The sequence below is a fragment of the Specibacter sp. BI4 genome, from assembly GCF_056680095.1.
In genome coordinates this window covers 1366847-1381336 of sequence record NZ_CM155265.1, presented here as the reverse complement: position 1 = coordinate 1381336, position 14490 = coordinate 1366847, and the positions used below count along the sequence as shown (strand labels likewise).

General features: G+C 65.2%; 13 protein-coding genes. 6 read left to right on the top strand and 7 right to left on the bottom strand.

The window, feature by feature from the left end; translation table 11 throughout:
- Positions 1 to 4: 4 nt before the first annotated feature.
- Complete coding sequence (locus tag AC1L6K_RS06500; protein WP_480951892.1) at positions 5 to 952, bottom strand: LysR family transcriptional regulator; 948 nt, start codon at positions 950 to 952, stop codon at positions 5 to 7.
- Positions 953 to 1115: 163 nt separating this feature from the next.
- Here AC1L6K_RS06500 and AC1L6K_RS06495 point away from each other — a divergent pair, with 163 nt between their 5' ends.
- Positions 1116 to 2426 carry an MFS transporter gene (locus tag AC1L6K_RS06495; RefSeq protein ID WP_480951891.1) on the top strand — a complete coding sequence of 437 codons (1311 nt, stop codon included), beginning with the start codon at positions 1116 to 1118 and terminating at the stop codon, positions 2424 to 2426.
- Here the strand turns inward: AC1L6K_RS06495 and AC1L6K_RS06490 are convergent.
- Complete coding sequence (locus AC1L6K_RS06490; protein WP_480951890.1) at positions 2356 to 3774, bottom strand: MFS transporter; 1419 nt, start codon at positions 3772 to 3774, stop codon at positions 2356 to 2358. The two genes, AC1L6K_RS06495 and AC1L6K_RS06490, sit on opposite strands and share 71 nt — an antisense overlap.
- 227 nt (positions 3775 to 4001) lie before the next feature.
- Between AC1L6K_RS06490 and AC1L6K_RS06485 the strand changes: the two genes are divergently transcribed.
- Complete coding sequence (locus AC1L6K_RS06485) at positions 4002 to 4289, top strand: Lrp/AsnC ligand binding domain-containing protein (RefSeq protein ID WP_480951889.1); 288 nt, start codon at positions 4002 to 4004, stop codon at positions 4287 to 4289.
- Positions 4290 to 4390: 101 nt separating this feature from the next.
- Positions 4391 to 4885, top strand: coding sequence for an AAA family ATPase (locus tag AC1L6K_RS06480; protein WP_480951888.1), 495 nt, complete (start codon positions 4391 to 4393; stop codon positions 4883 to 4885).
- 247 nt (positions 4886 to 5132) lie between these two features.
- Here AC1L6K_RS06480 and AC1L6K_RS06475 read toward each other — a convergent pair whose 3' ends face one another.
- Positions 5133 to 5837 carry a ferritin-like fold-containing protein gene (locus AC1L6K_RS06475; RefSeq protein WP_480951887.1) on the bottom strand — a complete coding sequence of 235 codons (705 nt, stop codon included), beginning with the start codon at positions 5835 to 5837 and terminating at the stop codon, positions 5133 to 5135.
- A gap of 65 nt (positions 5838 to 5902) precedes the next feature.
- On the opposite strand from AC1L6K_RS06475, the gene AC1L6K_RS06470 reads away from it, so the two are divergent.
- Positions 5903 to 7420 (top strand): RNB domain-containing ribonuclease, encoded by a 1518-nt coding sequence (locus tag AC1L6K_RS06470; protein WP_480951886.1) that lies wholly within the window; start codon positions 5903 to 5905, stop codon positions 7418 to 7420.
- A 333-nt stretch (positions 7421 to 7753) separates the two neighbouring features.
- Positions 7754 to 9445 (top strand): DEAD/DEAH box helicase, encoded by a 1692-nt coding sequence (locus tag AC1L6K_RS06465; protein WP_480952705.1) that lies wholly within the window; start codon positions 7754 to 7756, stop codon positions 9443 to 9445.
- 136 nt (positions 9446 to 9581) lie between these two features.
- Here the strand turns inward: AC1L6K_RS06465 and AC1L6K_RS06460 are convergent, their stop codons facing one another.
- The 3 genes from AC1L6K_RS06460 to AC1L6K_RS06450 are packed head-to-tail and all read right to left on the bottom strand — an operon-like array spanning position 9582 to position 11416.
- Complete coding sequence (locus tag AC1L6K_RS06460) at positions 9582 to 10022, bottom strand: hypothetical protein (protein ID WP_480951885.1); 441 nt, start codon at positions 10020 to 10022, stop codon at positions 9582 to 9584.
- Positions 9940 to 10545, bottom strand: a complete 606-nt coding sequence (locus AC1L6K_RS06455; RefSeq protein WP_480951884.1) for a sodium:solute symporter family transporter — start codon at positions 10543 to 10545, stop codon at positions 9940 to 9942. Before AC1L6K_RS06455 ends, AC1L6K_RS06460 begins: the two co-directional genes overlap by 83 nt.
- Before the next feature lie 22 nt (positions 10546 to 10567).
- Complete coding sequence (locus AC1L6K_RS06450) at positions 10568 to 11416, bottom strand: PHP domain-containing protein (protein WP_480951883.1); 849 nt, start codon at positions 11414 to 11416, stop codon at positions 10568 to 10570.
- A gap of 113 nt (positions 11417 to 11529) precedes the next feature.
- On the opposite strand from AC1L6K_RS06450, the gene AC1L6K_RS06445 reads away from it, so the two are divergent.
- Complete coding sequence (locus AC1L6K_RS06445; RefSeq protein ID WP_480951882.1) at positions 11530 to 13104, top strand: aminopeptidase P family protein; 1575 nt, start codon at positions 11530 to 11532, stop codon at positions 13102 to 13104.
- Between the two features lie 400 nt (positions 13105 to 13504).
- Here the strand turns inward: AC1L6K_RS06445 and AC1L6K_RS06440 are convergent, their stop codons facing one another.
- A complete protein-coding gene (locus tag AC1L6K_RS06440) occupies positions 13505 to 14371 on the bottom strand; it encodes a YflT domain-containing protein (RefSeq protein WP_480951881.1) in 867 nt (288 codons plus the stop codon).
- Between the last annotated feature and the right edge of the window lie 119 nt (positions 14372 to 14490).

Here is a 14490-nt window from a genome sequence, read left to right as displayed (position 1 = left end):
GGCATCATGGCTGTGCTGCCGCCAACAGATCCCGCCCCTCGGCCAGCACCATGTCCCTGAACCGGACGGCCTGGGCGGAACCATCCGAACGGTTCCGCCAGACCAGGCCCACGTCCCGCCGGGCACTGGGCCAAACAATGTCCACCTCACACCAGCCCAGGCCGCCCGTGCCCAACGTTTGGGTTTCAAATCTCTCCGGAGGCGCGACGGCAAGGCCCAGTCCCGCTGAGACCAGTCCCCGGACGGTGTGCAGGTCCTGGCCCTGAAACGCCACCCGGGGGCGGAACCCGGCGCGCTTGCACAGTGCTTGCACAATGGAATGCATGCCGTATCCGGGTTCGAGCATGACAAATGGCTCGTCCCGGACGGCGTCGAGCTTGATCCCGCCCGAGCCGGCCAGCGCGTGGCCGGCGGGCACCACCAACTTCAACGGCTCCGAATACAGCACCTCCGCCCCGATGGTTCTGCTCGGCGCGGGAGGCGGGGCCACCAGGGCGAGATCGGCAGATCCGGTGGTCAGCAGGTCCAGGCAAAAGGCGCGGCTCCCCTGCTGCAGGTCAAAGGTGACCCCCGGATGCTCCTGCATGAATGCCCTAATGAGAATCGGCAGTGCCACCTCGCCAAAAGTATGCTGGAAAGCCACTTGGATGCGGCCAAATTGTCTCCCTGATTCCTGCCGTGCCAGGGCCACGCCCTCGCGAATCTGCTCCATGGCCCCGGCAGCCCTCGGGATCAGGGCGAGCGCTGCCGGCGTCAGCTCCACGCCCCTGCCCTTGCGCAGCACCAGCGGTGTGCCCACCACCTCCGCAGCCCTGGCCAGCGCCCGGCTCACGGTTGACTGCGGAATCCCCAGGGCTTCGGCCGTGGCGGTTACGTGGCGGCTGGCCCCGAGCTCCACGAGCATGGGCAGGGCCGGCAACAGCTTTGCCAAGTCACGGTTGTCATTGTCCATGCTTCATGGAACCACGGGAACGGCCAGTAAATCATCCAAATATGGATAAAAAAGTCATTTTCAATGCATTAGACGCATTGATCCATGAGTTCTACGGTTGAACATGTGATCGAGCCAATCCGCTCGTGACGTCAATCTGAGATCGAAGTGGGCAAAGTTTAAGATGTATCGCACCGCCGTACCACCGCCAAGCCCGGGCAAGCCGTGGGCCGGGCATCTCCACGGCAGCCCCGGTTACCGCAGGGTGCTGGCCGCACTGGCCTGTGCCGGGGTGGCAACGTTTGCGCAGCTGTATTCACTCCAGGGCATCCTGCCCCTGATCTCCCGAGACCTCAATGTGACGGCCGCGCAAGCCTCCCTCAGCATTTCGGCAGCCACTGTGGGACTTGCCGTCGCTGTCCTGCCCTGGTCATTTGTCGCCGACCGCTGGGGCCGCGTGCGGACCATGGGGCTGGCCGTCATCCTGGCAACAATCTTCGGGCTCCTCGTTCCGCTGTCTCCCACGTTTGAGGCCCTGCTCGTTTTGCGGGTCTTGGAGGGTGCCGCCCTGGGTGGAATCCCTGCCCTTGCCATTGCCTATCTGACCGAGGAGGTCAGCGCCCGCAACGCGGCCGCCGCAGCCGGCGCGTACGTCGCCGGCACCACACTGGGCGGGCTCTTCGGCCGGCTGCTGGCCGGCCCCGTGGCGGACGTGGCCGGCTGGCGCGTGGGCACGCTTGCCGTGTCCCTGTGCGCTGCCGCCGCGGCAGCAGGCTTCCTCCTCCTGGCGCCCCGGCCACGGGGCTTTGTGCCGGCGCGAACGGAAGGCTTTGGCGCGGTCCTGGGCAAGCTGCTCCCCCAGCTGCGCAACGGTTCCCTGCTCGCCTTGTATGCGCAGGCCTTTCTGTTGATGGGAGCGTTCGTCAGCGTCTACAACTACCTCGGCTTCAGGCTGGAGGCCCCACCGTACCTTTTCCCGGCGTCGGCCGTGGCACTGCTGTTCCTGGCCTACCTGGCGGGCACGGTTTCCTCAAAGGCTGTGGCCGGCCTTGCCGGTCGCTGGGGCCGCCGGGCGGTCCTGTTGGCATCCACGGGAACCATGGTGGCCGGATTGGCCATGACGCTGGGCAGCGCCGTGGCGTTGATCCTGGTGGGCCTGGTGCTGTTCACTGCGGGGTTCTTCGGAGCGCACAGCATCGCGTCCGGATGGACGGGCGCCCTGGCCACCACGGGGCGGGCCCAGGCTTCCTCGCTGTACAACCTCAGCTACTACGCCGGCTCCAGCGTGGTTGGTTGGGGCTCGGGCCTGGTGTTCCAACAATTTGGCTGGACGGCCATGGCCGGGGTGCTGACGGTGTTGGCAGTTCTTGCGGCAGTTGCGGCCGTGGCCCTGCTTCCGGGGCGCAAGGCCATTGAGCGGCAGGCTAGCGGGTTCGCACCTGATCCCCGCCGCTTCGGTGCATCAGCAGCGCCTCAACGACGGGATGGAGCATGATGACTCCCAGCACGGCAAACGTCCACTGGTAACTGGCCACGGGGTCCGTTACCGCCGCTCCTTCCAGCAACCCCTGAGCGGCCCGCAAAATCAACGCCCCGACGGCAACACCCAACCCGGTGGCAATCTGGGCGATCGTCGATGACAGGGTGTTGGCACCGGCCATCCGGGCCTTCGGCACGTCCGCAAACTGCAACGTGTTGTAGGCGCTGAATCCGATGGAACGCAGCACGCCGCTGACGAAGAGCACTACGGCGATCACCACCAACGGCGTCTGCGGGCTGAGGAAGGCGCAAGCCCCCAGCACCACGGCACCGCCGATGTTGCTCAACAGCAGCACGTTCCTGAATCCCATGCTCCGGATGAGCGGTGAGGTGGCCGGTTTGATGAGCACGTTGCCGGCAAAAACCGCCATGGTCATCAACCCTGCCTGAAACGCGCTCCAACCAAATCCCACCATGAACATCAAGGGCAGCAGGAACGGCACGGCGTTGATGATCAGCCGGTACATGCCGCCACCGGCGTTGCCCACCCGGAAGGTTTGGATGCGCAGGGCGCGCAGGTCCAGCAAGGGGTGCCGTGAACGTTTGAACCACCACAACGCCCCGGCCGTGCTCGCCGCGGCAAGCAGCAGCCACAGTACGACGACGGCCCACGGCGTGGGCGCCGAGCCGACAGTTTCCATGCCAATCACCAGAGCGGCCAGGGCCACGCCGCACAGGATGAAACCCACCCAATCCGGCGGTGGCACCCTGCGGGCGCGGATGTCAGGGACAACCTTGAGCGCCACCACAAAGGCGATGATGCCCAATGGGACATTGATCAGGAAGATCCAGTGCCAGCTGGCGTAGGTAACCAACAGCCCGCCCACGACGGGGGCGAGAACTGGGGCAATCAAGGCCGGCCACGTCAGGTATGCAATGGCTTCCAGGAACTCTTTCCGATCCGCATCACGCAGGACCACCAGCCTGCCAACGGGGACCATCATGGCCCCGCCGAGCCCCTGCAGCATGCGGGCGCCACACAGGACGGCCAGGTTGGGACTGAGCGCGCACAACAACGAGGCGATGGTGAAGACCGCAATGGCCATAGTAAAGACCCGTCGGGCACCATAGCGTTCAGCCAGCCAGCCGCTGATGGGGATGCCAACGGCCAGCGTGATCAGGTACGAGGTCATGGCAAGGTTGATGTCCACCGGGCGGACGTGCAGATCGGCGGCAATGGCAGGCGCGGCCGTGGCAATGATGGTGCCGTCCAGGATCTCCATGAAATACGTCCCGGCGACCAAAAGCGCCAAGGTGCGGCTGAAGGAACTGCTGCGGGTCGTCGTCGTACTTCTGCTTCTCACCGCCCAAGCCTAACGGCCGAGGGGGCCGGCGCGGGCGAAGCGAGGCTTGGGAGGCCGGCAGGCGGCAGCCACGTCGGCACTGTGTGACACAGTGCGTCCAATCACTGAAACCACTGCGGCACCGGACCCCGGATCAGGAGACCTCGTTCAGGACAGCAGGGGGAGCTGCCCAATCATCCTGTCCACCCGGTTGCGCGGGACAGCGCCACCGACGCACGGTATTCGTCATGGACGGGGGTCTGCTGGGCCGTCGCTGGCATGTCGGCCACGAACGTGTGCTGTCCCGAAAAGTCACCGAGGCATTTCGGGATTGGGCAACATCCCTGCCGGAAACCCTCGGGGTGTTTGTCACCACCGGCAACGAAGATTTCATCATCCACGTTGCTGTCCCCGACAACAACAGCCTCTACGCCTTCGTCATTGACAAGCTCACCCAGCGCCCCGAGGTGGCCGACGTGCGAACATCTGTCGTGTACGAACACATCCGAAATTCGCGCGTCTTACCGCTCGTGTAACCGGCGGCGAGCGGCGGCTGGTCGGCGGCCAACCGGCGTCCGTGCCCCACACCCGCATCGGGGCAGGTGGCAAGCGCCTCGCAACGTGCTTGGATGGAAACATGTCCCGGCTCATCGTGGTGCGCGGCAATTCCGGCTCCGGCAAGAGCACCGTGGCGCGCGCCCTGCAACAGGAATTCGCCGGGGTGTGGATCGAGCAGGACTACTTCCGCCGGACAGTTCTGGGTGAGACCGGAAATTATTCGCAGCTGACGATTGAACTGATTGAACAATCGGCAGCCCTGGCCCTGCTGCACGGCAGGACAGTCATTGCGGACGGCATGTTCAATGCCGGCAGCTACAGCGAATCGTTCCAGCGGCTGCGGGCCGGACATGCCGGTGCCAGCCACTTTTACGCCTATGACCTAACCCTGGAAGAGACCCTGCGCCGCCACGGAACCCGCACCCAAAAGCAGGGAGACTTCGGCGAAAAACAGATGCGCGGCTGGTACCACGGCTGGGATCCGCTGCACGGAATCGAGGAGCAGCGGATCACGGCATCCGAGGACGTCGAGGCGACAGTCGCGCGCATTGTCAGGGATGTGCGCTGGCGTTGATTGGGCCGGCTGCCGTACGCCCACCACACGGTTTATTTCCAGCGAAAGTAGGTCCAAGCCGCAATCTGGGGAGCGTGTTTTCACGAATATGGGTCCAACTCGCCAAACGCCGTCAAAGATGCACCGTTTTCGCGGGGTGGACCCATTCTCGGCAATTGGGGGAGGCTTGGGACGTCGATATGGCCCCATCTCGACGTCCCAGCCCGCTCCTCAAGCCTCCTGTGCCCGCCGGCGGCCCGGGATCCGGCTAGGCCGTCAGCCCCAGCTTGCTCATCCGCTTGGAATGGTTGCGTGTCAGCGCGCTGAGAATGGCCGAAACCTCGGCAGCGGCTTGCTCCTGAGTGGCGTCCGGCCGCAATCCGACCAGGAAGCTGTGCCGGGCGCCAATGCGCTGCACCTGGGTCAGCGCCTCACCCACCATCCGCCGCCCCCACAGGGCGAGCCTCGAGGAGAGCCGCGGATCCTCCGCCAGCATGGTCTTCAGCAGCGCCACCAGCGTGGCGGTCTGCTCATCGCTTGTGCGCACCCGGGCAATCGCCTCACGGGTGGGCCCGTCCAGGCGTTCGGCAATGGCGGCGTAAAACTCCTCAGTGATCGCCTCCACCACGTACGCCTTCATCAACGACTCGTGCCAGTCGGCCGGCCGGGTGCGTTCGTGGAAGGCGTCGACCATGCGCTGGTACGGCGCCATCGCCAGTTCCGGGTCCATGCCCATGGCATTGAGCCGGGCGCACATTGCCTCGTAATGGCCAAACTCCGCCACGGCCATCTTCCCCAGCACCGCCCTGTCACCAAGCGAGGGTGAGTGCCGTGCGTCGCTGGCCAGGCGCTCGAACGCGGAGAGTTCCCCGTAGGCGATGCTCCCCAGCAGGTCCACGACAAAGTTGTCGTAGCGGGCGCTTAGTTCTCCTGCGGAAACGGAATCATCGGCGCCGGAAGCTGAAATACTCATACGCACCAGCGTAGTGTGTGCCGCGCCGCCCTTGTTCCCGCCGGGGAATCGTTTACGCTGAAACCGTGCCCTACTCTCACATTGGCGTCAGACGAAGCGCCGCCCAACAGTCCCTTGCCCAAGCCCTGGCCGCCCTGAGCGATGAGTTCAAGCTGCCCGACGATTTCGCCCCCGACGTCCTGGCAGAGGTTGATGCCGTCATTGCCAGCCACGAGCTTCCCGCCCCGGACCTGACAGCGCTGCCGTTCATCACCATCGACCCGCCCACCTCGCAGGACCTTGACCAGGCGATGCACCTCGAGCGCAATGGCGACGGCTATGTGGTCCATTACGCCATCGCCGATGTGCCATCCTTTGTCCCGGCCGGCGGTCCCCTTGATGCCGAGACGCGCCGCCGCGGCCAGACGATCTACACCCCCGGCCAGCGCATCCCCCTGCACCCGGTGCCGCTGAGCGAGGGCGCCGCGAGCCTCTTCGCCGACGACCCCCGTTCCGCCTACGTCTGGGAAATCCACCTGGCCGCCGACGGTTCCCAGGTCAGCTGCACCGTCCGCCGCGCCACTGTGCAAAGCATCGCCAAGCTTGGCTATGAAGAGGCCCAGGGGATGTACGACGCCGGGAACGCGCCCGCCGCCTTTGCCGGCACCTTGGCGCTGTTGGCTGAGATTGGGACGAAGCGCATCGAGCTGGAACGCGCCCGCGGCGGCGCCAGCCTGAACGTGCCGGCACAGGAAGTCGAATTCGTGGACGGCCGCTACGTGCTGGATTTCCGGCCGAACCTGCCCATCGAGGAATGGAATGCCCAAATCTCGCTGCTCACGGGGATGGCCGCCGCCCAGCTCATGCTCGACGGCAAGGTCGGCATTTTGCGCACCATGCCGGCGCCCGATGAGGAAGCGGTGGCCGCCTACCGCCTGCAGACCGTCGCGCTGGGCCGGCCGTGGACCACCGACATGGCCTACGGCGAGTACCTGCGCACCCTTGACACGGCCGACCCGAAACACTTGGCCTTGATGCACGCGGCCACCACCTTGTTCAGGGGCGCCGGCTACACCCCGTTCAACGGCTTTGTCCCCGAACAGGTGACCCAGGCCGCCGTGGCGGCACCTTATGCCCATACGACGGCTCCCCTGCGCCGGCTGGTTGACAGGTTCGTCCTTGCCATCTGTGCGGCCCTGTGCGCCAAGGAGGAAGTTCCCGCCTGGGCCATTGCGGCGCTGGAGGAGCTGCCCGACATCATGGCGGCCTCCAACCAGCTGGCCAACAAGGTGGACAGGGCAGCCATCGACACTGTCGAGGCCGCGCTGTTGAGCCATCAGCTGGGAGGCGAGTTTGACGCCGTCGTGCTTGCCGGACCGAAGAAGAACGGACACAATTCCAAGGCCGCCGCCGCCCGCAGCTTCATTCAAATCATGGTTCCTGCGGTGACGGCGTATTGCGACGGCGACCTTGAACCGGGCACCGTGGTGCGTGTGAAGCTGACGGCTGCCGACATCGCCAAACGCACCGTGACGTTTGTGCCCATCTCCCCCGCAGCCGCCGGTTCACCCGCACCAGCGGCCCTTGATGACACCGTTGGATGACGCCGTTGACGGCCAACACCGCACCACTCCACCGGAAAATGCCCCCGCGCAGCAGGATTGTGGGGGCGTGCAGCTAGACTAATGATGTAGACATGGATGCCCGGTCGTTGATTGATAGTTTTTAATTCAACAAACCCGCCCCTGCGCGCGTCTTATCAGTTCCTCCCGCAGCCGTCGTTCTGACGGCGGGAGGGCACGTTTTTGTTAGCCCGCGATCGGCTTCCCTAAGATTGTGCCGCCGTCCTGCGGTTCCGTGAGGCCTCTTGGCAGTGCCCGCGTTGAGCCCGGCAGACGACACCTTGTATAGACGAATTGAACGGTAAGCATTTGAGCATCGAAACAGACTCCCTCCTGCAGGCAGAAGACAGCAACGAAAACGTTGAAATTGACGGCACCCTGAGCAGCAATGAGCCGCCCCGCCAGGAAGAAAAGGAAACGTTCGCCAGCTTTGGCGTGCACCACGAGATCGTTTCCTCGCTGACGGAAGCCGGCATCCTGCACCCCTTCCCCATCCAGGCCATGACGCTGCCGATCGCCCTGACAGGCCACGACATCATCGGCCAGGCCAAGACCGGAACGGGCAAGACGCTCGGCTTCGGCATCCCCGCCCTGAACCGCATCGTGGCCCCGAAGGACGCCGGCTTTGAGAAGCTGGCAGCCCCGGGCGCCCCGCAGGCCATGATCATCGTGCCCACACGCGAACTGGCAGTCCAGGTTGCCGGGGACCTCACCACAGCGTCCAAACACCGCGGCATCCGCGTCGCCACCATTTACGGCGGCCGCGCCTACGAACCCCAGATCGACGCCCTGCAAAAGGGTGTGGAACTGATCGTCGGCACCCCCGGCCGTTTGATTGACCTGCTCAAGCAGCGCCACCTGAACGTCAAGCACGTGCGCATCGTGATCCTTGACGAGGCCGACGAAATGCTTGACCTGGGCTTCCTGCCCGACGTTGAAACCTTGATTTCAGGCACTCCGGCCGTGCGCCAGACAATGCTGTTCTCGGCCACCATGCCCGGCCCGGTTGTCGCCATGGCACGCCGCTACATGACCCAGCCGACGCACATCCGCGCCGCCGACCCCGATGACGAGGGCCTGACCAAGCGCGACATCCGCCAGCTGATCTACCGCGCCCACAACCTCGACAAGATTGAGGTGCTCGCACGGATCCTGCAGGCCAGGGGCCGCGGCCGCTCCATCATCTTCACCAAGACCAAGCGCACCGCAGCCAAGGTGGCGGAGGAACTCGTTGACCGCGGATTTGCCGCAGCCGCGATCCACGGCGACCTGGGCCAGGGCGCCCGCGAGCAGGCACTGCGTGCCTTCCGCAACAACAAGGTGGACGTCCTCGTCGCCACCGATGTGGCAGCCCGCGGCATCGACGTCGACGACGTCACCCACGTGGTCAACTACCAGTGCGTTGAAGACGAAAAGATCTACCTGCACCGCGTTGGCCGCACCGGCCGCGCCGGCAACAAGGGCACGGCCGTCACGTTCGTCGACTGGGACGACATGCCGCGCTGGGCGCTGATCAACAAGGCCCTGGGGCTGAGCGTTCCCGAGCCCGTCGAGACGTACTCGTCCTCCCCGCACCTGTACACCGACCTTGACATCCCCGAGGGCACCAAGGGCCGCCTGCCGCGCAACAAGCGCACCCACGAAGGCATCGACGCCGAAGTCTTGGAGGATTTGGGCGAGACGGGCAAGCGCAACGCCCCCAAGTCCGGCGGCCGTGACGGCGGTCGCGACAGTGACAGGGGCGGAAACCGGGGCGGCAGCCGTTCGGGCGCCCACCACGGTGAAAAGCGCCGCAACGAAAGCCGCAATGACAGCAACGCGGGCCGAAGCAGCACGGGTGAGACCAGCGCCGGTGAGAAGCAGGACGGCGGCCGGAACCGCCGTCGGACCTCATCCGACAGCGCCGCACCGGTTGACTCCGGGGCCACCGAGGCCAAGTCACCGCGCCGCACCCGCACCCGCCGCCGCAACGGTGAAGTGGTTGCCAACCCCGCGAGCGACTCGTAACCCACCGCCTTAAACAACTGGCCCGCAGAAGTGGTCGCTGAAACAACTAATTTACGTTGATTTAGCAGCCACTTCTGCGGGTCAGCTGGGTTAAAGGCCGGCAAGACCAGAACATAAAGGGCTAGCAAAAATACGCTTATGAATCCTGCCTATGCCTTCTTCCCGAGGAGTGCTTCGGGAGCGCCGTGATTGGCCTCCTCCCGGTTGTCGAAGTCGCCGATGCGCTCCTTGATGGTGTCGAAATCAACGGTTGCGTTGTTGCGAAAGCACATGAGCAGCACACGAGGGTGCTGACCGCGGCGGCAACGATCTTGGCAGTCTTCAGGCCGAAGAAACCAAATGCCATCAGGCCCAGCACAATGCCAATGCCAATCACGGAAACAGCGTCGACCACAATGCCGGTGAAGGCCTTGTTGGTGGCCTTTTGCCAGTAGAAGCTCGCGATGACGGGGAACACGAGGGCACCCCAGAGGGCGCCGACAAAGACCAGCAGCTCAAGGATGTTCAACTTGCCGCTGGCAAAGTACAGCCCTGCGCCGGTGGCCACAACCATGGCGATGCGGCCAATGAACAGCATTGTCTTCGGGTTTGCCTTGCCCTCCTTTGGCAATGTTCCGGCCATAGGCGCCGGCCATCATGATGGAGGACATGGCGGAGGGGGCCGAGTCCGCGGTGGAGGACAGTGCGCCCACAATCATGATCAGGAAGATGCCCAGCAGCACGGGGCTCAAATAAGTTGCTGCCATCTGCGGGATCAAGTTGTTGGTGTCGTCGTCCATCGGGGCCACACCCGCGTACAGCGCCATGACACCCAACATGCCGATGCCAATGATCGTGGCGCCGTAACCAACCGTGGCGGTGACGAACGTCTTCTTGACCAGGTCCTCGCGCACGGCAAACAGCCGCTGTGCGATGGCCTGGTTGCCAATGGCGCAGGCCAGAGCCGCAGCAATGTACGGGGCACCCTGGTTCAGGACTGCGTCGGAGGAGAAGAAGTTGGACTGTTGCGGGGTCAGCTTGGCTGCGCCCGTGACAAACATGTCGGGGCCGCCGGCGGCAAAGAACACCACCGGAATGATGATCACCACGGCACCGTGCATGGCGAGCGCCCGTCGCCAGCCCCTACGGCAGGTACGCGGTGGTTCCGGACGCCTGCTCCACGATGCGTTCCAAGGCTGCGGGTTCGGTGAGATTCTCACCGAGCAGATTGGGTTTCCCGGTCCCGTGGTAGTCGGAGGAGCCGGTCATGAGCAGGCCGCGGTCCCGGGCCAGCTTGCGCAACCACTCCCGCCCTTCGGAGGGATTGTCCCGGTGGTCGACCTCCACACCCAGGAGGCCGGCGTCGATCATGTCATGAAAGACATCCGGCGGTGCCACCCTGCCCCTGCCCGAGGCCATCGGGTGCGCAAAGACAGGCACACCGCCGGCGGCTCGGACGAGTTCCACGGCGAGCACCGGGTCGGGTGCATAGTGGCTGACGAAATAGCGTGAATGCGAGGTGAGGATGTTGGCGAAGGCCTCGCTCCTGTCGGCCACGATGCCCGCGGCAACCATGGCGTCGGCAATGTGCGGGCGGCCAATCGTGGCGCCGGGGGCCACGTGGGCGCTGACGTCGCCCCAGTTCAGCGGGTAGTCTTCGGCGAGGCGTTCAACCATGCGTTCGGCGCGGGTCAGGCGGGCATCCTTGGCCTTGGTGATCTCCTCGAGCAGCTTCGCGTTGCCGGGGTCGTGGAGGTAGCACAGCAGGTGCACGCTGACGCCCTGGGAAGTTTTGCAGGAGATTTCCATGCCCGGAATGAGCCCCACACCGAGCTCCCGGGCGGCGGCCAGCGCCTCGGCCCAGCCGTCGGTGGAGTCGTGGTCGGTCAGCGCCACGACATCAAGGCGGGCCTGCGCGGCGGCCGCCACAAGCACGGCAGGTGCCTGGGTGCCGTCGGAAACATTTGAATGCGCGTGCAAATCAATCCTCACGCTCCCAGCCTACGTCGCTTCCAGCCCAATGGCCGCTGCGCCGCACGCAGCGCGGGGACCGGGTTCTCCGCCCGCCCTTTGTCCCTTGGCGCGAGCGGTGGGAGACTTGAGGGGTGAACCAGACTGAGCAATCCTCCGTGCACCCCGACCCTTCAAGTGAGCAGCCCCTCGAGGAGCGTGTGAACAACCGTTCCCAACGCCCCGACTCTGACGCTTTCCGGACCTTCATGGCAGCCAATTGGGAGCCGTCGTCCGCTGAACTTCCCGCCCGGGCCGAGGTGGCAGACCATGCCGCCCGCCGCCGTCGTGCGATTTCCGAGCAGTTCAAGACCGAGCGCCTGGTGATCCCGGCAGGCCCGCTAAAGGTCCGTTCCAATGACTGCGACTACCGCTTCCGCCCGCATTCGGCCTTCGCCCACCTGACGGGCCTGGGCGTTGACCACGAGCCCGACGCCGTGCTGGTGCTGGATCCGGTGGCCGAGGGTGAAGGGGACGACGGCGGCCATCACCGCGCCACCCTTTACTTCCGTCCCATGGCGGGCCGGGACACGAAGGCGTTTTACGCTGATGCCCGCAGCGGCGAATTTTGGATCGGCCGCCGCCCCACGCTGGCCGAATTCCAGGCCCAGCTGGGCCTGCCCACCGCCGACGTCACCGACCTTGAGGTCGCCATCACCAAGAACGTTGGCGAGACCTCCGTGGGCGGTGTTTCCATCCGTTTGCTGCGCAAGGTTGACGAGAACATCGACGCGCTCGTGGACACGGCCCGCTACAACACGGCCAAGAACCCCGACGCCATTGACTTTGGCGCCCTGGACGACCTTGACGGCAAGCTGGCCGAGGCGGCCTCCGAGCTGCGCCTGCTCAAGGACGACTGGGAAGTCAAGCAGATGAAGGTTGCCGTCGCCGCAACCATCAGCGGCTTTGAGGACATCGTGAAGGCCCTGCCGCGTGCGGTGTCCCACCAGCGCGGCGAACGCGTCGTTGAAGGCGCATTCTTTGCCCGCGCCAGGGAGGACGGCAACGAACTCGGCTACGACACCATCGCCGCCGGCGGAAACAACGCCACGGTGCTGCACTGGAACCGCAACAGCGGCACCGTCAACGAGGGCCAAATGCTCCTGGTTGACGCCGGCGTCGAGGCTGATTCCCTCTACACCGCCGACATCACCCGCACGCTGCCGGTCAATGGCACGTACTCGGACATCCAGCGCAAGATCTACCAGGCAGTGCTGGACGCCGCCGACGCAGCGTTCGCCGTCGCCGTTCCGGGGCGCAAGTTCCGCGAGGTGCACACGGCCGCCATGGAGGTGCTCGTCGACCGCCTGGCCGCGTGGGGCCTGCTGCCGGTGACAGCCGAGGTTGCACTGTCCCCCGAGGGCCAGCAGCACCGCCGCTGGATGCCGCACGGCACCAGCCACCACCTCGGCTTGGACGTGCACGACTGCGCCCAGGCCCGCGCCGAGCTCTACCTCGACGGCATCATCACCGAGGGCATGGTGTTTACCATCGAGCCCGGCCTGTACTTCAAGGACGAGGATCTGGCCATCCCGGCCGAGTACCGCGGCAACGGCGTGCGCATCGAGGACGACATCCTCATCACCGCCAACGGCCCCGTCAACCTCAGCGCCGCACTCCCCCGCAAGCCGGAGGACGTCGAAGCCTGGATGGCCGGCCTCTCCGCCTGACCCGCCGGCCTGCACTCTCTCCAGATCGAGTTTGCACTTGCTGGGCCGATTCGCCGTATTTTCGCGGCTTTTCGTCCAACAAGTGCAAACTCGTTTTTTTGGTGGAGCGCTTTAATATCCGACGGCGGCACTTGCCTTGGGTGATTACCCGCCTGCGATGAGCGCCTTGAGTGCCGCGACGTGCTCCTCGCAAGCCGCCTTGCCTGTTCCCCGGGCTGATTCGTGGCCGGACCCCTGACACGAAGCAACAACGAAAAATGCCGCCGCTCCCGCAAATTGCTGCCAGTACTGCGGCGGCATTATGCGGGAGCGGCGGCATTTATTGCGGACCTGCCAGGGCCCTGGATTCCAGCAGGGCAAGGCGTCCGCCGTCGTGCTTCATCGGCTCAAAAAGCTGGGGCTACTTTTCCGGGTTCTCCGCAGCATGTGGATCCGCAGGGACGTTGGGGTCCGCAGGCTCGGGCTGGCGCGGGGTGTCAACGCGGATGCCATACTGCGGGCGGCCATCCGGCAGGTCGGGGAACTGGCCGCGGCTCGGGCCGTCGAGGGGCGCCTGGCCGGGCCGGTCGTGGCTGCCTCCGCTCTCACCTGCGGGAGCGCCGGCAGAGGTGCCGGCGGCATCAGCGGCTGCCGGGTCCGTCGGGGCATAGGGGTCGTGCCAGCCTTCGGGGCGGGCAGGCCCGGTGCCCGAAGCAGCGGGAGGCTGCACCGGCGGGCGGTATCCCTGGCCCTGGCCCTGGTTCTGGACGGGACGCGGTGCGTTGGAGTTCATGGGCAGCTGTGCCAGCAGCCGGCGGGCGTCCCCTGCCACATCAGCTGTGACAATGACGTCGTAGCTGGAGGCCAAAACCTGGTTGGTCGAGGTGAAGTCGCGCTTGCCGCGCTGAGCGGCGTAGCCGATGATCGCAAACAACATCCACAGGGCAGCACCCAGGAGCACGGCCGTGAACACGTTCAGGTACGGCGCACCGGCGTTGCTGGCGGAATCAAAGAAGGAGAGCATCACACCAATGAACAAACCAAACCATGCGCCCGTCATGGCACCGGAGAGAGCCACTCGGGGGTAGCTGAGCTTGCCCGTGACACGTTCAACAATCTTCAGGTCGTTGCCCACGATGGAAACATGCCTGACGGGGAATTTTTCATCCGCCAGGTAATCTACCGCCTTCTGCGCATCCAAATAGGAAATGTAGGAACCGATTGTTTCCCCCGTAGGGACAATACGGGCCTCGTCCAAGGGTCTGGTGCGTCCAAAGAGGTTTGCCATACCCCCATTGTTCACCATGTTCCTGCGCGTTGGCTGGAGTATCGCTGGCAGTGAAACGAAAAGTTCATGACAGCCCCGATGCCGGGCCTGCAACCGGAGCGGCCGCGGCGCCCCACGCA